This is a genomic window from Amorphoplanes friuliensis DSM 7358, assembly GCF_000494755.1.
Taxonomy (GTDB): domain Bacteria; phylum Actinomycetota; class Actinomycetes; order Mycobacteriales; family Micromonosporaceae; genus Actinoplanes; species Actinoplanes friuliensis.
This window is the reverse complement of sequence record NC_022657.1, coordinates 93570-114167: the sequence shown is the minus strand read 5'-3', so window position 1 is coordinate 114167 and position 20598 is coordinate 93570. Positions and strand designations below refer to the sequence as shown.

Here is a 20598-nt window from a genome sequence, read left to right as displayed (position 1 = left end):
TTGGCACAAAGCCGCCCGCCGAGCCGGAGACCGCCGACGAACCGGCCACCGAGCCGCTCACCGCGGACGAACCGACTCTCGTGGACGAGCCGACTCTCGTCGACGAGCCCGCGACCAAGCCGATCACCGCCGACGAACCGACTCTCGTCGACGAGCCCCCGACCGAGCCGGTGACCGCCGACGAGCCCGCTACCAAGCCGATCACCGTTGACGAGCCCGCCACCGAACCCGTCGCCGTCGGGGAGCCCGCCACCAAGCCGATCACCGTTGACGAGCCGGCGACTGAACCGGTCGCCGTCGAGGAGCCGGCGACTGAACCGGTCGCAGTTGACGAGCCGACGCTTGTCGATGAGCCTGCGACCGAGCCGGCTGCCGTGCTCGAGCCCGCGCTGCCCGTCGAGCCGCCCGCCTCCGTGGGTGCGCTCGCCACCGCCCTGTCGGGGCTGCGCGCGGCGATCGGCGGCGCGACGTACCCGCTGGTCATGCCTTCGGCCGAGGAGGCCAAGCGGATCGGCAGCGCGCTGGTGTCGCAGCTGGACGACTACCTGCTGCCGCGTCTCGCCCGGCTCGACGCTCCCCTGCTCGTGGTTGTCGGTGGCTCCACCGGCGCCGGCAAGTCCACGCTGGTCAACAGCCTCGTCCGCGCGCCCGTGAGCACCGCCGGTGTGCTGCGGCCGACCACCCGGTCGCCCGTGCTGGTCAGCCACCCGTCGGACTCGCAGTGGTTCCGGCAGGGGCAGCTGCTGCCGGGCCTGACGCGTACGGCGGAGAGCTCCACCGATCCGCAGACGTTGCAGCTGGTCTCGGCGCCCGCGCTCGGCCCCGGCCTGGCGTTCCTCGACGCACCCGACATCGACTCGGTCGTCGACCGCAACCGTCAGCTCGCCGCGCAGTTGCTCGCTGCGGCTGACCTGTGGTTGTTCGTGACGACCGCTGCTCGCTACGCGGACGCCGTACCGTGGGAGCTGCTGACGACCGCCCGGCTGCGCGGCACGGTGATCGCGCTGGTCCTGGACCGCGTGCCGGCCGAAGCCGCCGGCGAGGTCTCGGCACACCTCGGCGAGATGCTCGCGGCGCGCGACATGGGCGCGGCGCCGATCTTCGTGCTGCCGGAATCCACGCTGGACGGTCAGGGGCTGCTGTCGGAGGACGTGACGCGGCCGCTGCACGACTGGTTCGCCCAGCTCGCGTCGGACTCGAACGCCCGCGCGGCCGTCGTCAAGCAGACCCTCGACGGCGCGCTGGCCGCACTCGGCCCCGCGGTGGAAGGCCTCGCGGGAGCGGCCGACGAGCAGGCGCTCGCGGCCAAGGCCCTCGACGAGCGGGTCACCGCGGCCTACCGCACCAGCCGTCGCACCATGGAGGACGGTCTGCAGGACGGACGCCTCCTGCGCGGTGAGGTGCTGGCCCGCTGGCAGGAGTTCGTCGGGACCGGGGAGTTCCTCCGCACGCTGGAGTCGCGTGTCGGTCAGCTGCGCGACAAGGTCGTCGCGGCAATCACCGGACGTCCGGCGCCCGGCCGCAACCTCCAGGCCGCGCTGGAGTCTCAGCTGGTCACGCTGCTGCGCGGTGTCGCCGCCGATGCGGCCGAACAGGCCTACTCCGCCTGGCAGGCGCACCCGGCCGGGGTCGCGCTGCTCGACCCGTCGCTGCAGAAGGCCTCCCCCGACCTGCCGGAACGCGCCGAACGGGTGATCCGTGACTGGCAGCAGTACGTGCTCGACCTGGTCCGCCAGGAAGCCGGCGACAAACGCATCGTCGCGCGCGGTGCGGCGTACGCGGTCAATGGTGTGGGTCTGACCGTGATGGTCGCGGTCTTCACGTCGACGGCTTTCATCCCGACCGGCGCCGAGGTGGCGGTCGGTGCGGGCACCACGATCGCCGCGCAGAAGGTGCTCGAGGCGATCTTCGGTGACCAGGCGATCCGGACGCTGGCCACCCGGGCGCGCGAGGAACTTCTCAAGCGGGTTAACGTGCTGCTCGACACGGAGGCGGCCCGATACACGGACCGCACCGCCGCAGTCGGGCTCGAGCTCGAACCGGCGGCCACGCTGCGGCGTGCGGCGGCCGAGGTCGAGCAGGCCAGGGAGGAAGTCGCGTTGACCGGGACGCCGTCATGAGCCTCGTCGAGCGGGTCAAGCACGCTCTGACGCGTGACGACCGCGTGGACGCCGAACAACTCGTCGCGCGGCTCGACGCCCTGCAGCGGTTCCTGCGTGTCACCGACCCGTACCTGCCGGACAACGACCTGGTTGCCGCGCACACGCTGGTCGAGCGGGCCGGCAGCCGCCTCGCGCTCTCCCAGGACCACACGGTTGTTGCGCTCGCCGGCAGCACCGGCAGCGGCAAGTCCAGCCTGTTCAACGCCCTCGCCCGGCTGAAGCTGTCGCCGGTGGGCGTCCGCCGCCCGACCACCGGTGTGGCGCACGCCTGCGTCTGGGGCCCGCTCGAGCAGGCCAACAAGCTGCTCGACTGGGTCGGCGTCCTGCCCCGGCAGCGTTTCATCCGCGAGAGCGCGCTCGACGGCGACGACGAGGCCGCCCTGCGCGGGCTCGTGCTGCTCGACCTGCCCGACTTCGACTCGATCGAACGCGGCCACCGCCTCGAGGTCGACCGCCTGCTCGGACTCGTCGACCAGGTCGTGTGGGTGGTCGACCCGCAGAAATACGGCGACCGCGTCCTCCACAACGCCTACCTGAAGCAGTTCAAGCAGCACAGCGACATCACCATCGTCGTGCTCAACCAGGCCGACCGGCTCTCGCCCGCCGACACCGAGATCGTCCTGACCGACCTCAAGCGCCTGCTCGTCGAGGACGGCCTGACGGACGTGCCGGCCCTGGCGACCTCCGCGAAGCAGCCCGGCATGCTGACCGAGCTGCGGGCGGCCCTGGAGCAAACCGTCGCCGAACGCCAGGCCGCGCTCCGCCGCCTCTCCGGCGACCTCGACGCGGTCGCCGAGCAGCTCGAGAAGACGATCGGACCGCCCGCCGCCGAGGACGAGGTCGACCGCGCGACGGTACGCCAGCTCAGCGACGCGCTCGCCGCTTCGGCCGGGGTGCCCGCGGTGGCTTCGGCGACGGCGAACGCGTACAGGCATCGGGCTGTTGCGAGCACCGGGTGGCCGCTGATCCGTGGTGTCCGCAAGCTGCGGCCGGATCCACTCAAACGTCTCCACCTGTCGACGGAGAAGACCGAGCCTTCGACTGATCTGGTGCCTGTCTCGCGTACGTCTCTGCCGGAGGCCGACGCGGCGCAGAAGTCCGCGGTCGGTCTGTCCGTGCGGGCCGTGGCGGCCCGGGCCGCCGCGCCGATCCCCGAGGTCTGGGCGCCCGCCCTGAACACCGCCTCCCGGTCCCGCCTCGGCGACCTGCCGGACGCCCTGGACCGGGCCGTCGCCAAGACCGACCTGGGCATGAGCCGCAAACCGATCTGGTGGACCGTCGTCGGGCTGCTGCAATTGCTCTTCACCCTCGCGGCCGTGGTCGGCCTGGGCTGGCTCATCGCCGGGTACGCCGTCCGCATCATCGGCCTGCCGGAGCTCAACGACCCCAAGGTCGGCGACGTGCCCCTGCCGACCTTGTTGCTGCTGGGTGGCCTGCTCCTGGGCCTGCTGCTGGCCATGCTTCTGCGCCCGATCGTCAACCTGGGCGCCAAACGCGCCGGTCGCCGCGCCGAGCAACGCCTGCGAACATCGGTCACCGAGGTCGCCCGGGAGTACGTTGTCGCCCCCGTCCGCGAGGTCCTGAACGGGTACGCACAGGCACGCGAGGCCCTCACGGTCGTCCGTTCGGAATAGGGCCCGCGGTCGGCCTTACCGGTAGGCTCGGCGGCATGGCGGCACCCCAGACTCCATACGACGCGGTCCTGCACGCGGCCCGTGACGTGGCCAAACTCGACTGCGCCCTCGACGCCGAGATGCTGGGCACCGCACTCCTGGGCAGCGTGTACTCCGTGGCGGCCACCGACCGCGCCACGGCAGTCCGGGAGTTCGTCGGCCAGTTCCTCAGCGCGACCACCCGGCGCCGCACAGCCTCGGCGACGACCATCCGTGAAGTCTTCGCGGCCCTCGTCCCGGACGCCGAGGGAGCGCAGGAGGTCCGCCGCGGCCCCCAAGCCCCCGTCTGGACCGAGCAGCTCGGCAAGGTCCGGCCCACCGGCTGTTACGCGTACGGCGATGTGTACGGCGACCAGACGTCCTACCTGGTCACGTTTGCCTACGACAACACCGACGACGGCGGCCCCGAGCACGCCGTGGTGGCCCTCGTCGACCACAACATCGGCATCACCAAGGACGTGTTCGTCGGCGGCCCCGCCGAACGCATCCTCGGCCAGGTCCGCGAGATGTGCGCAACCGACGAGCTCACCTGGTTCCGCGAGGAGGACGCCGGCCGCCTCCGCGGCGAGGTCAGCAAACACCTCGAGATCACCGACGGCCTCAGCGACCTGCCCGCCGACGGCAACCTCGCCACCGACCGCGCCCTGGCCACAGCCAGGCTGGCCCTGCTCCCGGCGTCGACGGTCCCGCAGCTCACCGAGCCGCCGGAGCTCAGCGGCCCCGACCGCGAACGCCTCCTCCGCGACTTCCTGTCCTCACCGGAAGCAGCCCGCTTCACCCTCAACGACGTCTCCGCCGACGACGAACTCGCCTCACTGCACTTCTGCCTCAGCCTGATCCTCGACCACGCCGCCAGCCTCCCGGAGCCCGACCCGCTGCGCTGGAGCCCGGCCGTCGCCGGCCTGTTCCTCCTCGACTGGGTCCACCGCCGCGCTGTCCTCGACATGGACGACGCCGCCATGCTCCCCCGAGTGACCCGCGCCTGGTCCGCCTACGCCATCCGCAAACGCGGCCTGCCGGCGGCGGCCGCCGAACAAACCGACACGGTCGTCGAAGAAATGATCCCGGAGTTCGCCCGCCTCTACGCAACGGGCGAAAAGCGCAGCCCCGCAACGGCCGCAGTGGCCCAGCTGATCTCCGAAGGCGTCGACCCCAACGACGCCGAAGCCATCGACGCCTGGATCGAAACCAACCGCCACCGCCTCACCGACGACTCCTGACCTCGCAGTGCCTGACGTCCACGGCTACACGACGGCGGAGCTGCACGCGCTTCCCAGCGATGGGCGGCGCTGGGAGCTGATCGAAGGAACCTTCATCGTGTCGCCGTCCGGGACGATCGACCACAACGCCGTCGCCGCCTGGATCGCACTGGTCCTGGGCGACACGGCTCCCGAAGCCTTTGTTGTCGGCACGGATCAGTCGGCGACCATCGACGATCACAACGAGCCGCGGCCTGATGTGATCGTGGCCCCCGCCGACTATCTGCAGCAGTCACCGTTTCCGATCGACGGTGCACAGCTCGTGGTCGAGGTCATCTCTCCCACCTCGGTTCTGCGGGACACCGAGACCAAGCGCGCACTGTATGCCCGGGCCGGCGTGCCCGCTTACTGGATCGTCGTCCCGGACGCCGACAAGCCGACGATCTCGCTCGCGGAGCTCGTCCTGGACGAACCAGGTGGTCAATACCGGTTCGCGACCCACTACACGACCGAAGTCTTCGAGACCGAGACGCCATGGCCGGTCCGGATCGACCTTCCGCAGCTGATCGCCAGGCGCGCCCGGATCATGCGGGTCGACCCGGTCTAAAGCGGCCCCTCCTCGCCCGGCGAACCTCCACCTCGCCGGGTGAGGGGCCTTGTCACCAGCGGTTCTGGTGGTCTTGTTGCTGCGGGTCGGCGTGGTGGCGGCCGACCCGGGAGCTGCGGTGATGGGCGCCGGTGCGGTCGTCGGCGCGGTGCATGCGTTCGGCGCGGTGGCTGCCGCGGTAGGCGCGGAGGGCCGTTGCCGTCGGGCCGCCCTCGCCGCCGCGGTCAGAGCTTGACTGCTGATAGCGGTGGCTGTTGTGGGTGCGGTCGCCGCCTCGGGCGGGCCTGAGGTTCTGCGGGCGTTCGGTCACTTCTGACCTCCGGCTTGAGTCGGTCCGGGCGGCCTTCACCGACCGGATGCTGACGGGTTTCCGGGCCGGGACCGGCGATGAGCCGGCGTCCTCACGGTCCGGTGCTTCCGTGATCTTTGAGCGACGGTGCTGCTTGCCGCTCCTGTCCCGCTCGGTGCGGGAGTCATCGCAGTCCTTGTCACGGGACCTGTCCGGGCGGTGATGGTGCGACGGCCGGGCCGAACAGTCGGTGCGGTCCCAGCACCACGGCGGACGGACCGGCTTGGCCGGCGGCTTCACCGGCCCGTCACCGTCACCGTCACCCGAGCCGCCATGGCCCGAGTCACCGTCGCCTGTGCCCCCTTGGCCGGAGTCACCGTCGCCAGCGCCCCCGTGGCCCGAGCCGCCGTGGCCCGAGCCACCGTCTGATCCGCCGTCGTTCGAACCGCCGTTGTCCGACCCGTTGTGGCCGTCGCCGCCATCGTTGGAACCGTCGCCGTCCGACCCGTTGTGGCCGTCGCCGCCATCGTTCGAACCGTCGCCGTCCGAGCCGGAGTGGCCGTCGCCGCCATCGTTCGAACCGTCGCCGTCCGAACCGGAGTGGCCGTCGCCGCCGTTCGATCCGCTGTCATCCCCGGGGGAATGGCCGGGCGGATCGTCCGGGGAATCGGGCTCATCGGGAAAGTCGGGAATCTGCTGGGACTCGTCAGGCACAGCCGGCTTCGACGGAATGGACGGCAGGCCGGGCGCCGGCTTCGCGGGCCGCTCCGGCGAAGCACCCGAGCCAGAACCTGACCCGGACCCGGAACCCGAGCCAGACCCAGAACCCGAGCCGCTGCCAGAACCTGAGCCCGAGCCAGAGCCGCTGCCAGAGCCGGAGCCCGAGCCGCTGCCGGAACCCGAGCCGTCGCCTGCGCCCGAGGCGGAACCAGTGCCAGAACCGGAGTTCGAGCCGCTCCCAGAACCAGAGCCGGTCCCGTTGCCGCGGCCAGACCCGTTGCCGTTGCCGTTGCCGGAGGCTGAGCCCGAGTCGTCGCCACGGTCCCGGGACGGGTCTGGCGATTCTGCGCCGCGGTTGCTCTGGGCGTACCCCTTGGGCTTGGTTTTGCGTTTTTGGGCCTGGCCCTGCACGGGCTCGGAAGCGTCCGGCGACGGTGTGCCGGTCCCGGCTGAGGCGGTCGGCCGGACCTGGACCGGCCCGGTCGACGCCGGCGGGATGAAGGGCACGTCCATCGCCCCGGTGCGGCCGTCGTCGAGTTCGTTCGATCCGGCGGTGATCGCCGCGAGGGTGGGCAGGGAGGCGAGGCCGACGAGCATGGCGACGATCAGCACGTAGCGGCGGGTGGGTCCGGCGAAGCCTCGTTCGGCGCTGTAGACGCCGTTGAGACGCTTGCGCATGACCTTGATCGGTGGCACGAGCCCGTCGTCGTCCGGTTGCTCCGGCATGGCCACCACCCCCTGTACGTAAAGATCAACTTGGATCGGACTCGGCTATCGGGGTGAACGACGGCCGGCCGTTCGGGCAGCGGTGAATTGGGTCCGTTCAGACGGAAGTGATGGCACGAAAACCGCTTAATAGGACAAACACGGGCAGCAATGGCTCCGCAAGATTTCGGATCTGTGATCGACCTGACCTGTGGCGACCCTCACGTTCAGTGCGAGGATGGGGTCGACGGCACCGCCGCCGTCGCCGGCTGCAAGATCAGCGGGGCGCGGTGGGGGCCGTCACTCCCCGGCGGGGTCTTTGATCTCGTCGAACAGCCGCGCGGCAACCTCACCCGGGTCAGGCGCGGCGAACCCCAGCGGTCCGCCGCGCGGACGGGCAACACCCGCCGTGGGCGCAGAGATGAAACAGGGAGACACGCATGGCGAACGGCGAAAGCGAAGTCGGCGCTGCGCCACTACCGGCGGAGGATCGATCGCCGGGCAGTGACGCGCCGGCGGGCGGTTTCGTTCAGCTGCTCACGCCCGGCGGTGAACGCATCGACAGCGTCACCACGGCGGACGGCGTGACGTACTCGGTCGACTTCACCGACGACGAGTACCGCGAGCTCTACCGGGACCTGGTCACGGTCCGCCGCCTCGACGCCGAGGCGACCGCCCTGCAGCGGCAGGGTGAGCTGGGCATCTGGGCCAGCCTGCTGGGCCAGGAGGCCGCGCAGGTGGGTTCGGGCCGCGCGCTGCGACCGCAGGACATGGCCTTCCCGACCTACCGTGAGCACGGTGTCCTCTACACCCGGGGCATCGACCCGATCATGCCGTTCGGCCTGTTCCGCGGGGTCGACCAGGGCGGCTGGGACGCCAACAAGTACAAGTTCAACGGCTACACGATCGTCATCGGGTCGCAGACGCTGCACGCCACCGGCTACGCCATGGGCGTGACCATGGACGGCAAGACCGGCACCCCCGACGGCGAGGCGGTCATCGCGTACTTCGGCGACGGCGCCACCAGCCAGGGTGAGGTCAACGAGGCGTTCGTCTGGGCCGGCGTGTTCAACGCCCCGATGGTCTTCTTCTGCCAGAACAACCAGTACGCGATCTCCGAGCCGCTGGAGCGCCAGACCCGGATCCCGCTCTACCGGCGTTCGGCCGGCTTCGGCTTCCCGGGTGTCCGCATCGACGGCAACGACGTGCTGGCCAGTTACGCCGTGACCCGCGCCGCTCTCGACAACGCCCGCAACGGTCAGGGGCCGACGCTGATCGAGGCGTACACCTACCGGATGGGCGCGCACACCAGCTCCGACGACCCGACCCGCTACCGCATCGCGAGCGAGGTCGAGTCGTGGAAGGCCAAGGACCCGATCAGCCGGCTCAAGGCGTTCCTGACCAAGCAGCAGCTCGCCGACGACTCGTTCTTCGGCGAGGTCGACGACACGGCCCGCACCCTGGCCCTGGACCTGCGCGAGCGTGTCCTGGCCATGCCGGACCCGCAGCCGGTCTCGATGTTCGACCACGTCTACCCGACGGGTTCGCCCGAGGTCGACGCGCAGCGCGAGCAGTTCGCCGCGTACCAGGCCTCCTTCGAGGGGAGCGACCACTGATGACCGAGACATTGACTCTTGGCAAAGCCCTCAATCACGGTCTGCGCCGGGCCCTGGAGAACGACCCCAAGGTCGTCATCATGGGTGAGGACGTCGGCAAGCTCGGCGGCGTCTTCCGGATCACCGACGGCCTGCAGAAGGACTTCGGCGAGGACCGCGTCATCGACACCCCGCTGGCCGAGGCCGGCATCATCGGCACCGCGGTCGGTCTGGCCATCCGCGGCTACCGGCCGGTCTGCGAGATCCAGTTCGACGGGTTCGTCTTCCCGGCCTACAACCAGATCGTCGCGCAGGTCGCGAAGATGTACTACCGCTCGCTGGGCAACGTGCGGCTGCCGATCGTCATCCGCATCCCCTACGGCGGCGGCATCGGCGCGGTCGAGCACCACTCCGAGTCCCCCGAGGCGTACTTCGCGCACACCCCGGGCCTCAAGGTCGTGACGTGCTCGAACCCGGCCGACGCGTACGCGATGATCCAGCAGTCGATCAACTCGGACGACCCGATCGTCTTCTTCGAGCCGAAGCGCCGCTACTGGGAGAAGGGTGCGGTCGACCTCGACACGCCGTCGACCTTCCCGCTGCACGCCTCGCGGGTGGCGCGTGAGGGTTCGGACGCGACCGTGATCGCGTACGGCCCGATGGTCCGGACCGCCCTCGACGCGGCTCAGGCCGCTGCCGAGGACGGGCGCACGCTGGAGGTCATCGACCTGCGTACCCTCTCGCCCCTGGACCTGGGCCCGGTCTACGACTCGGTCCGCAAGACGGGCCGGGCCGTGGTCGTGCACGAGGCCCCCGGCAACCTCGGCCTCGGCGCCGAGATCGCCGCCCGGATCACCGAGGAGTGCTTCTACTCCCTCGAGGCGCCGGTGCTGCGGGTGACGGGCTTCGACGTGCCCTACCCGTCGGCGCGCGTCGAGGAGGAGTACCTCCCCGATCTCGACCGGGTGCTCGACGCCATCGACCGTTCGTTGGGCTGGTGACGCCGATGTCCCGCATCAAAGAGTTCACCATGCCCGACCTCGGTGAGGGTCTGACCGAGGGCGAGATCCTGTCCTGGCTCGTCGAGGTCGGCGACACCATCGAGCTCAATCAGATGATCGCCGAGGTCGAGACGGCCAAGGCGGCCGTCGAGCTCCCCGCGAAGTGGGCGGGCGTGGTCACGCAGATCTTCTACGAGGCCGGTGCGACGGTCGAGGTCGGTTCGCCGATCATCGCCATCGACACCGACCCGGGCGCGGGCCCGCTCCCGTCCGCCGAATCGCTCGCGGCCGTCGAGGTCGCGCCGGCCGAAGGCTCCGTCGAGCCCGGCATGATCGGTGGTCCGGCTCCGGGCGGCCGCACGGCCGTGCTGGTCGGTTACGGCCCGAAAACCGCAACCGCCAAACGCCGACCCCGCATCGGTACGCCCAACGGCTCCACAACCGCAGCACCCCCAACCCCGCCTCCGGCGGCTGACGCCGGATCACCACGCGCCGGAGTGGCACCAAATATCGTGACACCGGGGCCCACAGCTGCTCCGCCTGCCGCTTCAGTGCGGCCGGCGGGGCCGGTGCTCGCAAAGCCGCCCGTGCGCAAGCTCGCCCGCGACCTCGGCGTCGACCTCGCGTCCATCGCCGGCACGGGCCCGCTGGGCTCGATCACCCGTGACGACGTACACAAGGCAGCGGCTCCCCCGGCACCCGTCACCGCCCGGCCGGCGGTGGCGGCAACGGCAGCGGTGTTCGACGCCTCGCGGGAGCAGCGCATCCCGATCAAGGGCGTGCGGAAGCTCACGGCGGAGAACATGGTCGCCTCGGCGTTCACCGCGCCGCACGTGACGGAGTTCCTGACCGTGGACGTGACGCGGTCGATGAAGTCGCTCGAGCGGCTCAAGACCCGTCCGGAGTTCCGTGACGTGCGGATCTCGCCGCTGCTGCTGGTGGCGAAGGCCGTGCTGCTCGCGGTCAAGCGGCACCCGATGGTCAACTCGACCTGGTCCGGCGCGACGAACGAGATCGTCGTCAAGGACTACGTCAACCTCGGCATCGCGGCGGCAACCACGCGCGGCCTGATCGTGCCGAACGTCAAGGACGCCGGCCGCCTCACGCTGCGTGAGCTGGCAGATGCTTTGAACGCCCTCGTGCAAACCGCTAAGTCGGGCAAGACGCCACCGTCGGACATGTCGGGCGGCACCTTCTCGATCAGCAACGTGGGTGTGTTCGGAGTGGACACCGGCACGCCGATCCTCCCGCCGGGCGAGGCCGCGATTCTGGCCTTCGGGGCGATCCGTCCCACGCCCTGGGTACACAAGGGAAAGATCAAGATCCGCCAGGTCACCACCCTCGGGCTGTCGTTCGACCACCGGATCGTCGACGGCGAGCTGGGTTCGAAGTTCCTGCGTGACATCGGCCGCTTCCTCGAGGACCCGGAGGGCGCACTGCTCTCCTGGACCTGATTTTCGTCGGCAACCGGATTTCCCAACCTACGATCCGTAGGTGGGTAAGCCGGATCACCCTCTGAATCGTTGGCATGTTGTGTTCCGGCGCGGTTAAATAGAGCCAGCGCCGGAACACGGCACCAAAGACGAGGCCAGTGATGGCCAGGGGAGTGAGCACCACCATGAGCACCATCGAGCGCATCCGCAACCGCCGCAACGCCAAGCGTGACGCCCGCGCCATCGAGCGCGCGCTGTCGTCCGCGCCCACGCAGTCCATGCGTAACGAGATCGCGATCTTCAGCCAGCAGCGCGTCTTCTGATCATTTTTTGATCGACGCCGCAGCCGACGGCCCGCCCGGTTCTCCGGGCGGGCCGTTGACGTTCCAATCAGGGCATTTGCGGACCAACCGCTACCCATCAACGTGATTTTCAGCTCACCGTCACGCTCCGGACGGCGTACACCGGGATTCCTCCCGTCCGCAACGACCGGTACGGTTGGGCACGGTCAACCGCCCCGGCTCGGCCGGCCGGGGACAACTGACCGGGCGACGCCCAGCTCTGCAGGGTCGGCCGCGTCCGTGCAAAGCTGGCACGGCCGACAGTCATGGAGGAGGCGCGTATGACGTCCGAGGGCCAGCACGCCGGTCAGCAGCCGGGGCCCACGTCGGGCAGCGGAGCCGACCCGTTCGGCGCCGACGGTTTTCCCCCCGACTCGGACGGCCGGTCGGCCCCCGATCGCGCACCGTCCTATCCGCACGCGCAGGAGTCCTTCCCCAGCGCGTACGGGCCCCCGCCCCACACCACGCCCAACGGCGGCTCGCCGTTCGTGGTGCCCGCGGTCCCGCCGGCAAATCAGCCGCCGCCGCCCGCGCCTCAGCAGCCCGGTCCCGCTTTCGGGCCCGGAGCAGCCAAGTTCACCTCCAGCGGCTCCGCCCGTGTGCCCGAGCCCGGTGCGCTTCCGCAGCGCCCGCCCGCGGCTCCCGAGGCACCGCAGTCCGCCTGGGCTCCCCCGCCGTCCGCGCAGCCGAGTGCTCCGCCGGAGGAAAACCCGTTCGCCCCGCGTGCGGCCGAGCCTCACCCGTACCGTGGCGGAAGCGTCGGCGAGCTGCCGCAGCGCAACCCCGGTGTGGCCGGTGGCCCGCTCGACGGACCGGTCGGCGACTTCAACGGCTTCACCCCCACGCGCCAGCCCGCCGAGGCCGCACGCCCGGCCGGCGGCCCGGAGATGCCCCGGCGCACCCCCGGTGAAAATCACTCACCGTTCGAGCGCCCCGGCTTCAACCAGCCCCCGGCAGAGCAGCCGGCGTTCGGCTCGGCCCGTCCCGACGACGCCGACATGCCGAGCCGCGCTCCCGGTGTGTCCGCGTTCGGCGACCAGCGTGTCCGCGTCCCCGGCGCAACCCTGACCGGTCTGCCGGACGGCCCGCTCGCCGACAGTCCCCCGGCCCGCGGCAACGGCGGCCTGTCCGACAGCGGCGGCTTCCCGCTGCGCGGCGGCCCCGGCAACGCCAGCTTCCCGGTCCGCGGCGGTTCCGACACCGGCAGCAGCGGCTACGCGGCAGGCAGCAACCCCGACAGCGGAGCGCTGGCGGCCCGCAGTGGCGCCTTCGCCACCCCGGACGACTCCGTCCGCAACGGCTCGGGCGCCTTCCCGGCCCAGGATTCCGGCCCGTTCGCCCAGCGCGGCGACGACGGCTCCGCGCCGCCCTCCCGCAACGGCGCCGGCAGTGGCTCTTTCCCGGTCCAGGGCGGTGACCCGTTCGCTCGCGGCAACGCGCAGGACGGCGCCCCCTTCGCCCCGCGCGGCGACAGTGGGTCCGCGGACGACGGCGCACTCCCGGCCCGTAACGGCCCGTTCCCTGCCCAGAGCGGTGACCCCTTCGCCCAGCGGAGTGAGGCCTCCCCGGCCGACAGCGACGGCTTCGCCGCTCGTAGCGACGCTGACAACGGCCCCTACGGCCGCACCCCGGCCGACGGTGACAACGCGCGCGGCGGCGACTTCCCGTCCCGGGGTTCCTCGGACGGCGACGAACCGCGCCGCCCCTTCGGCGACCGCCCGGGCGAGCCCGACGCCGGTCGTTTCGACGACCCGCAGGGCGAAGACGACCAGCAGGACCGCAGCGGCCCGGCCGGTTACGCCCAGCGTGTCCCCGGCGCCTCGTTCGCCGCCACGGGTTCACCGGACACCAGCCGGCCCGAAAGCAGCAGCGGTTACGCCCAGCGCGTCCCGGGAGCCTCCTTCGGCAACGCGGGCGCTCCCGTGGTCGCCGAGCCCCGCAACGCCGCGGCCGTGCCGCAGCCGCGCGACCCCGCCGAGCAGCCCGAGGCCGCCGACCGTCCCGGCCCCGCGAAGGGCACCGCCCGTCCGGTGTCGGCGAGCGCTTCCGTACCGGTCGCGAGCCGGGTCAGCCCGCCCGCGGACGCCGAAGAGCTTCCGCCGCCGCCGGCCAACCCGCAGTCCAGGGTCTACGGCCGCCCGGCCCCCGCCGACGACACCCCGGACCAGGACGAGTCGTCCGGTGCGGCGCCGACCTCGGGCGCCCGCGGCCCTGTGCCCGTTTCCGGAGCCCGGGACGCCGCACCCACGTCGGGTGCCTACGGTCAGGCGCCGGAGACGCCCTACGCCGCCGAGAGCCCGTTCGCCCCGCAGCCCGACGGTCCTTACGGCCGCCCGCCGGCCAAGGACGCTGACGCTCCTTACGGCCGCCCGCCCGAGTCGAACGAGAACCCTTACGGCCGCCCGCCCGAGGCAGGCGAGAGCCCCTTCAGCAGTCCGGCCGAGGCAGACGAAAGCCCCTACGGCCGTTCGCCCGAGGCGGGTAACGGTCCTTACGGCCGCCCGCCGGAAGCAGGCGAGAGCCCCTTCGGCCGCTCGCCCGAGACAGGCGACGGTCCTTACGGCCGCCCACCCGAGTCGGACCAGGCCCCCTTCGGCCGCTCGCCCGAGTCAGATGACGGTTCTCACGACCGCCGGCCCGAGGCAGCCGAGGCCTTCGGCCGCTCGCCCGAGACAGGCGACGGTCCTTACGGCCGCCCACCCGAGTCGGACGAGAACCCCTACGCCCGCCCGCCGCGTGACGAGAACCCTTACGGTCGTCCGGCCGCAGACGGCGACAACCAGTACGGTCGCCCGGCCGCAGGTGGCGACAACCAGTACGGTCGTCCCGCCGCAGGTGGCGACAACCAGTACGGTCGTCCGGCAGAAAGTGCCGAGCACCCCTACGGCCGTCCGCCGGAGAGTGCTGACAACACCTACGGCCGCCCGGTCTCCGGCGCGTCCGGACCGTTCGCGCCCTCGGCTGACGGCCAGTCCGACGAGCGGTCCCGTTTCGGCGGCCCGCCGCAGGACGATCCCTTCGCGCCCCGGCCCGCCTCGGGTGCCTTCGGTGCCGCTTTTGACGGCCGCCCGGCACCCGACCAGGCCGGACGCCCCGGCCCGTTCGACGGCCCCGGCACACCCGACGCCGCGCCGACCTCGGGCGCATACGGCGCCGCACCCGAGGCGCCCACCTCAGGCGCGTTCGGCGCTGCACCCACGTCGGGTGCCTTCGGTGCTGCGCCCACTTCCGGTGCGTTCGGCGCTGCGCCGACCTCGGGTGGCGCGCAGCCCGGTCGCCCGTCGGGCCGGGCCACCGCCAGCGCCCGCGTCAGCCCGCCCGGTCAGCCGTTCTCGCCGCCCGCCCAGGGTGACGCGCCGGACGAGCGGAACCCGCAGGCGTTCAGCGAGTTCACCACGGACATCGCCGGTCGTGGCCGGCCCGGTCAGCCGGGTCAGCCCGGGCCCGTGCCGGGCAATCCCGCCGGCCGGACCACACCTCCGGACCTGTACAGCGAGCACACCACGGATGTGTCAGGGCGCAACCAGTCCGCCGAGCAGCCCTACGTGCCCGCACCGGCCCTGCCGTCGATGCACGCCGCGCCTCCGCTGGAGAACGGCTTCCCGCCGGCGCAGTCGCCGGACTCGACGCAGCCGTTCGGTGATCGGCCGCGGATGGGCGGGGTTTTCCCGGGTCCGGCCAGCCGGGCGACGGTGACGCCGCCCGGACCGGATCAGACGGCAAGCTGGCCGAACCGCCCGGAGTCCGAGGACGCCGACCAGGGCCGGTTCGACTCGTTCAAGCCGGATGCTCCCGAGGTTGTCTCGACGCAGGCCGCCAAGCCCGAGACCCCCCACGTACGCATGCTGCCTGTGATCCTGGGTGTGATCCTCGGCGCCGGCCTGATCGTCGGTCTGACGTTGGGTGTCACCTGGCTGATCGCCCGTGGTTCGCACGACGGCGCCCCGAGCGGTGGCAGCAGCTTCTCGGTCAAGGCGGGCGACTGTGTCAAGCGCAACGGCGATGCGGCGGTCACCGCGAGCTGCAGTGATGCGGGTTCGTTCGAGGTGACGGCGATCGTCGACACCAAGGAGCAGTGCCCGGACCAGAAGCAGCCGTACGTGGTGAACCCCACCGACAACGGCCGTACGCAGGTGCTCTGCCTCAAGCCGCGTACCTGACGATGTGACGTGCGCGAAGCGCGGTGACCCCGGCCTGTCCGGGGCCCGCGCGTCGGGCACGATTGCTGCATGACCGCGCGCGTACGCGCCCCGGAGCTCCGGGGCCGGGGCTGGCTGAACACCGGTGGCCGCCCTCTCACCCTTGCCGACCTGCACGGCAAGGTGGTCCTGCTCGACTTCTGGACGTTCTGCTGCATCAACTGCCTGCACGTCCTGGACGAGTTGCGGCCGTTGGAGGAGAAGTACGGCGACGCCCTGGTGATCATCGGGGTGCATTCGCCGAAGTTCGAGCATGAGCGTGATCCCGAGGCTCTGGCCGCCGCTGTCGAGCGGTACGGCGTGCATCATCCTGTTCTCGACGACGCCGACATGACGATGTGGCAGCAGTACGCCGCCAAGGCCTGGCCGACCCTCTCGGTGATCGACCCCGAGAGTTACGTGGTGGCCTCCATGGCTGGCGAGGGCCACGCCGAGGGTCTGGTGCGGCTGATCGACGAGTTGATCACGACGCACGAGGCGAAGGGCACGCTGCACCGCGGCGACGGCCCGTACGTGCCACCGGTCGCGCCCGACACGCTGCTGCGGTTCCCGGGCAAGGTGATCGAGCTGCCGAACGGCAATCTGCTGGTCTCCGACTCGGCCCGGCATTCGCTGGCGGAGCTCTCCCCGGACGGCGAGACGCTGGTCCGCCGTTTCGGCACGGGCGAGCGTGGCCGTACCGATGGGTCGGCGGAGACGGCGAGTTTCTCCGAGCCGCAGGGTCTCTGCCTGCTTCCGACCGGCACCGCCGACTACGACGTGGTGGTCGCGGACACGGTCAATCATCTTCTGCGCGGGCTGAGACTCGACACCGGCGAGGTCACGACGATCGCGGGCACCGGCAGCCCGTGGCGTTCCGCCGACGACGACGGCAAGGCGCTCTCGTCACCCTGGGACCTGGCCTGGTACGCCGACCAGGTGATCATCGCCATGGCGGGTATTCACCAGCTCTGGTGGTTCGACCCGGCGACCGGCCGCACCGGTGTCTACGCGGGCACCACCGTCGAGTCGTTGCGTGACGGCAAGCTGCCGGATGTGTGGATGGCTCAGCCCTCGGGTCTGTCGGCCGCCGGCGACCGCCTGTGGATCGCGGATTCCGAGACCTCGGCCCTGCGCTGGATCGAGGCGGGCGAGTTGCACACCGCCGTCGGCCAGGGGCTTTTCGACTTCGGGCACGTGGACGGCCCGGCGCAGGACGCCCTGTTGCAGCACCCGCTGGGTGTCGGGGCGCTGCCGGACGGCTCGGTGCTGATCGCGGACACTTACAACGGCGCTGTCCGCCGCTTCGATCCCGCGGACGGCACTGTGTCGACAGTGGACTCGGGGTTGTCGGAGCCCAGTGACGTCCTGGTGACCCGTGACGGTGCGGTGATCGTGGTCGAGTCGGGTGCGCACCGCCTGGTGCGGCTCGCGCCGGGCGTGGTCAAGACCGTCGCGGGTGAGCGGCACCGCACCGAGCGCCCGCCTTCGCCGCTGGCGCCGGGCGAGGTGACCTTGGACGTCGTTTTCACCCCGGCGCCGGGTCAGAAGCTGGACACGTCGTTCGGGCCGTCCACCCGCCTGGTGGTCTCCGCCGCGCCGCCGGAGCTGCTGCTGGAGGGCGAGGGCACGACCACCGAGCTGTCGCGCCGGCTCGTCCTCAATCCGGACGTGCCGAAAGGCATCCTGCAGGTGGTCGCTCAGGCCGCCACCTGTGACGCGGACGTCGAGCACGCCGCTTGTCACCTGACTCGTCAGGACTGGGGTGTTCCGGTCGTCGTGGAGCCAGGTGCACCAAGTCGCCTTCCGCTCATCCTTCGCGGATTGGACGCCTGAGACGCATGTTACTTCCAAGTAACCTACGGTGCCGTAACCTGGAGTCGTGACGACCTCAGCACCGTTCAAGATGAAGCGTGTTGATCTCGGCAAGCCGCGTCTCCGCGGCCGGCTGCACCAGTACGCGTTCTTCGTGGCCCTGGTCAGCGGCGTGGTTCTGTGCTCGATCGCCGCCACCCGCCCCGGCGTCGCGCCCTTCCTGAGCACCCTCGTCTACAGCATCACCGTGTGCGGCCTGTTCGGGATCAGTGCGCTCTACCACCGGCTGGAGTGGACCGAGCGCGGCTACCAGATCATGCGGCGGCTGGACCACTCGATGATCTTCATCTTCATCGCGGGCACCTACACGCCGTTCTGCATCCTGCTGCTGGACCGGCCCAAGGCGACCGTCATGCTGAGCCTGATCTGGACCGGCGCGATCGGCGGCGTCGCCCTCAAGAGCATCTGGCCGCACCTGCCCCGCTGGGTCGGCGCGCCGCTCTACCTGGCCCTTGGCTGGGGTGCCGTCGCGATCCTGCCGGACATCCTCCGCAACGGCGGGGTGGCCGATCTGGTGCTGCTCGCCGCCGGTGGCCTGATCTACAGCGTCGGCGCGGTCTTCTACGCGATGCGGCGGCCCAACCCGTGGCCCACGGTCTTCGGCCACCACGAGTTCTTCCACGCGTGCACGCTGGTCGCTGCGACCTGTCACCACATCGCCATCTACCTTGCTCTGTATGCCTGACGATCTGCACGTCTACGACACCGGTGGCGACGGCACGCCGATCATCTGGCACCACGGGACACCCAATCTCGGCGCCCCGCCGGTCCCGCTCTTCCGCGACGACGTCCGCTGGATCTCGTACGACCGTCCCGGGTACGGCGGATCGGCCGCACGTCCGGGGCGCTCGATCGCCTCGGCCGCGGAAGACGTCGCCCGGATCGCGGACGAGTTGGAGCTCGATCGTTTTGCGGTGATGGGTCACTCCGGCGGTGGAACCTACGCACTGGCCTCCGCCGCACTGCTCCCGGATCGCGTCACTGCCGCGGTCAGCATCTCCGGGCTCGCCCCGTACGGCGCCGAGGGCATCGACTGGTTCGCCGGCATGGCGCCCTCGGGTGTCGCCTCCCTGCGCGCCGCCACCGAGGGTCGTGCCGCCAAGGAACGTCACGAGGCCGAGGCCACGGAGGCCGAGCCCGGCTTCACGCCGAAGGACCTGGCGATGTTCGGCGGCCCGTGGTCGTGGATCCTCGAGGTGGTCAACCCGGCCCTGGCCGCCGGCCCCGCCGCCCTGATCGACGACGACCTGGCCTACGTCGCGCCCTGGGGTTTCGACCCGGCGAGCATCACCGCACCGGTGCTGATCGTGCACGGCGGCTCGGACCTCACGGTGCCCGGTTCGCACGGCGAGTGGCTGGCCCGGCACATCCCCGGAGCCGAGTTGTGGCTGCACCCCGGGGACGGCCACCTGTCGATCCTCGAGCACGCCCCGGCGGCGCTGGACTGGCTCGTTCAGACCCGGGTGTCGTAGGCCTCCCGGGCCTCGATGACGTCCGTGATGTGCGTCTCGGCCCACTCCTGCAGCGCGTTGACCAGGCCGAGCAGGCTGCGCCCGAGGGTTGTCAGCGCGTAGTCGACGCGGGGCGGCACGACGGCGTGGACCGTCCGCGTCACCAGACCGTCGCGTTCGAGGGCGCGGAGCGTCTGGGTGAGCATCTTCGGGCTCACGCCGGGGATGCGGTGGGCCAGCTCGGTGTAGCGCAGGGGTCCGTTGGCCAGCGAGCCGACGATGAGCACACTCCAGGCGTCGCCGATGCGGTCCAGCACCTGCCGGCTGGGGCAGTCCTTGGCGTACACACTTGTCTCCACCAGGACACTATCCCTCAGGTGCGTACTGCACTTCAAGGTGCTCACTCTCTCTTGGGAAGTGATCCTCGACCTGCCTTGTTGTGCAGTGTGGCGGCCGACCGACCGCCACACATGAACGTTGAGGAGTTCGCTATGACCATCGTCGTCACCGGCGCCACCGGACACTTCGGCCGCGTCGCCGTCGAGTCGCTGCTCTCGCGCGGTGTGCCCGCCGACCAGATCGTGGCGATCGGCCGCAGCGTCGAGAAGATCCAGGACCTGGCCGACCGCGGCGTCCGCGTCATCCACGCGTCGTACGAGGATCCCGAGTCGCTGCGCAAGGCGTTCGCCGGCGCCGACAAGCTGCTCTTCGTCTCGGGCAGCGAGGTGGGCAAGCGGCTCGAGCAGCACGCGAACGTGGTCGCCGCGGCCAAGGACGCCGGCATCAGCAAGGTCGTCTACACCAGCGCCCCGTACGCCGACACGTCCGACATGATGATCGCCGTTGAGCACCGGGCCACCGAGCAGGCCCTGGCCGGCTCCGGCATCCCGGACGTGCACTTCCTGCGCAACAGCTGGTACCTGGAGAACTACAACGTCAAGGGTGCGCTGGAGCACGGCCTGTTCGGCGCCGCCGGCGAGGGCAAGATCAGCATTGCCACCCGCGCCGACCTGGCCGAGGCCGCCGCTGCTGCGGTTGTCGCCGACAACCTCGACAAGCAGGCGTACGAGCTGGGTGGCGAAGCCGTCACCCTGACCGAGCTGGCCGCCGAGGTCTCGCGGCAGTCGGGCCAGGAGGTCGGCTACACGAACCTGCCGCAGGAGAAGTACCAGGAGTTCCTCGTCGGTGTCGGCCTGCCCGAGCAGTTCGCGGCCGTGCTGGCCGACTCGGACCGGGGTGCCTCCGTGGGCCTGCTCGACACCGGCGCCGGGGACCTGGCGCAGCTCCTCGGCCGCCCGGCCACCCCGCTGGCCGACGCGGTCCGCGCCGAACTGGCCTGAGACACAGCAAAACGGGGGTGTCCACCAGG

At 71.2% G+C, this 20598-nt stretch carries 15 protein-coding genes; 13 read left to right on the top strand and 2 right to left on the bottom strand.

The genetic code is table 11. The annotated features are described in order from the left end of the window. Window positions 1-374: 374 nt before the first annotated feature. Genes AFR_RS00525 through AFR_RS00510 form a run of 4 tightly spaced genes read left to right on the top strand, consistent with a single transcriptional unit; the run spans window position 375 to window position 5641 of the window. Complete coding sequence (locus AFR_RS00525) at window positions 375-2120, top strand: dynamin family protein (RefSeq protein WP_052359614.1); 1746 nt, start codon at window positions 375-377, stop codon at window positions 2118-2120. Continuing rightward, complete coding sequence (locus AFR_RS00520) at window positions 2117-3796, top strand: GTPase family protein (RefSeq protein ID WP_023357335.1); 1680 nt, start codon at window positions 2117-2119, stop codon at window positions 3794-3796. Before AFR_RS00525 ends, AFR_RS00520 begins: the two co-directional genes overlap by 4 nt. Window positions 3797-3831: 35 nt before the next feature. Then, window positions 3832-5055, top strand: coding sequence for a hypothetical protein (locus tag AFR_RS00515; RefSeq protein WP_023357334.1), 1224 nt, complete (start codon window positions 3832-3834; stop codon window positions 5053-5055). A 7-nt stretch (window positions 5056-5062) separates the two neighbouring features. Beyond that, window positions 5063-5641 (top strand): Uma2 family endonuclease, encoded by a 579-nt coding sequence (locus AFR_RS00510; protein WP_023357333.1) that lies wholly within the window; start codon window positions 5063-5065, stop codon window positions 5639-5641. Between the two features lie 52 nt (window positions 5642-5693). Here AFR_RS00510 and AFR_RS46610 read toward each other — a convergent pair whose 3' ends face one another. After that, window positions 5694-7376 carry a hypothetical protein gene (locus AFR_RS46610; RefSeq protein ID WP_023357332.1) on the bottom strand — a complete coding sequence of 561 codons (1683 nt, stop codon included), beginning with the start codon at window positions 7374-7376 and terminating at the stop codon, window positions 5694-5696. A gap of 419 nt (window positions 7377-7795) precedes the next feature. On the opposite strand from AFR_RS46610, the gene pdhA reads away from it, so the two are divergent. The 8 genes from pdhA (at window position 7796) to AFR_RS00470 (ending at window position 19250) form a co-directional block, all read left to right on the top strand. Next, entirely contained in the window at window positions 7796-8971 is a 1176-nt protein-coding gene (pdhA, locus tag AFR_RS00500) for a pyruvate dehydrogenase (acetyl-transferring) E1 component subunit alpha (protein ID WP_023357331.1), read from the top strand. Then, complete coding sequence (locus tag AFR_RS00495; protein WP_041841627.1) at window positions 8968-9951, top strand: alpha-ketoacid dehydrogenase subunit beta; 984 nt, start codon at window positions 8968-8970, stop codon at window positions 9949-9951. The genes pdhA and AFR_RS00495 overlap by 4 nt, the downstream gene beginning before the upstream one ends. A 5-nt stretch (window positions 9952-9956) precedes the next feature. After that, window positions 9957-11405: a dihydrolipoamide acetyltransferase family protein gene (locus AFR_RS00490; protein WP_023357329.1), complete on the top strand. Its 1449-nt coding sequence runs from the start codon at window positions 9957-9959 to the stop codon at window positions 11403-11405. Window positions 11406-11569: 164 nt separating this feature from the next. Then, window positions 11570-11707, top strand: coding sequence for a hypothetical protein (locus AFR_RS47040; protein ID WP_023357328.1), 138 nt, complete (start codon window positions 11570-11572; stop codon window positions 11705-11707). 299 nt (window positions 11708-12006) lie between these two features. Continuing rightward, a complete protein-coding gene (locus AFR_RS00485; protein WP_023357327.1) occupies window positions 12007-15885 on the top strand; it encodes an LppU/SCO3897 family protein in 3879 nt (1292 codons plus the stop codon). A 69-nt stretch (window positions 15886-15954) separates the two neighbouring features. Next, window positions 15955-17739: an NHL domain-containing thioredoxin family protein gene (locus tag AFR_RS00480; protein WP_023357326.1), complete on the top strand. Its 1785-nt coding sequence runs from the start codon at window positions 15955-15957 to the stop codon at window positions 17737-17739. Between the two features lie 46 nt (window positions 17740-17785). Beyond that, window positions 17786-18463: a PAQR family membrane homeostasis protein TrhA gene (gene trhA / locus AFR_RS00475; protein WP_023357325.1), complete on the top strand. Its 678-nt coding sequence runs from the start codon at window positions 17786-17788 to the stop codon at window positions 18461-18463. Continuing rightward, window positions 18456-19250 (top strand): alpha/beta fold hydrolase, encoded by a 795-nt coding sequence (locus tag AFR_RS00470; protein WP_023357324.1) that lies wholly within the window; start codon window positions 18456-18458, stop codon window positions 19248-19250. Before trhA ends, AFR_RS00470 begins: the two co-directional genes overlap by 8 nt. Here AFR_RS00470 and AFR_RS00465 read toward each other — a convergent pair. Next, a complete protein-coding gene (locus tag AFR_RS00465; RefSeq protein ID WP_041840482.1) occupies window positions 19232-19588 on the bottom strand; it encodes a winged helix-turn-helix transcriptional regulator in 357 nt (118 codons plus the stop codon). The genes AFR_RS00470 and AFR_RS00465 overlap by 19 nt on opposite strands. Window positions 19589-19720: 132 nt before the next feature. Here AFR_RS00465 and AFR_RS00460 point away from each other — a divergent pair, with 132 nt between their 5' ends. Next, complete coding sequence (locus AFR_RS00460; protein WP_023357322.1) at window positions 19721-20569, top strand: SDR family oxidoreductase; 849 nt, start codon at window positions 19721-19723, stop codon at window positions 20567-20569. Window positions 20570-20598 lie beyond the last annotated feature (29 nt).

Excerpts from the sequence above, each read along its gene's own strand:
- AFR_RS47040 (WP_023357328.1), top strand. The coding sequence starts at position 11,570 with ATGAGCACCATCGAGCGCATCCGCAACCGCCGCAACGCCAAGCGTGAC.
- AFR_RS00520 (WP_023357335.1), top strand. The coding sequence starts at position 2,117 with ATGAGCCTCGTCGAGCGGGTCAAGCACGCTCTGACGCGTGACGACCGC.
- pdhA (WP_023357331.1), top strand. The coding sequence starts at position 7,796 with ATGGCGAACGGCGAAAGCGAAGTCGGCGCTGCGCCACTACCGGCGGAG.
- AFR_RS00480 (WP_023357326.1), top strand. The coding sequence starts at position 15,955 with ATGACCGCGCGCGTACGCGCCCCGGAGCTCCGGGGCCGGGGCTGGCTG.
- AFR_RS00515 (WP_023357334.1), top strand. The coding sequence starts at position 3,832 with ATGGCGGCACCCCAGACTCCATACGACGCGGTCCTGCACGCGGCCCGT.
- AFR_RS00470 (WP_023357324.1), top strand. The coding sequence starts at position 18,456 with ATGCCTGACGATCTGCACGTCTACGACACCGGTGGCGACGGCACGCCG.
- AFR_RS00490 (WP_023357329.1), top strand. The coding sequence starts at position 9,957 with ATGTCCCGCATCAAAGAGTTCACCATGCCCGACCTCGGTGAGGGTCTG.
- AFR_RS00485 (WP_023357327.1), top strand. The coding sequence starts at position 12,007 with ATGACGTCCGAGGGCCAGCACGCCGGTCAGCAGCCGGGGCCCACGTCG.
- AFR_RS46610 (WP_023357332.1), bottom strand. The coding sequence starts at position 7,376 with ATGCCGGAGCAACCGGACGACGACGGGCTCGTGCCACCGATCAAGGTC.
- AFR_RS00460 (WP_023357322.1), top strand. The coding sequence starts at position 19,721 with ATGACCATCGTCGTCACCGGCGCCACCGGACACTTCGGCCGCGTCGCC.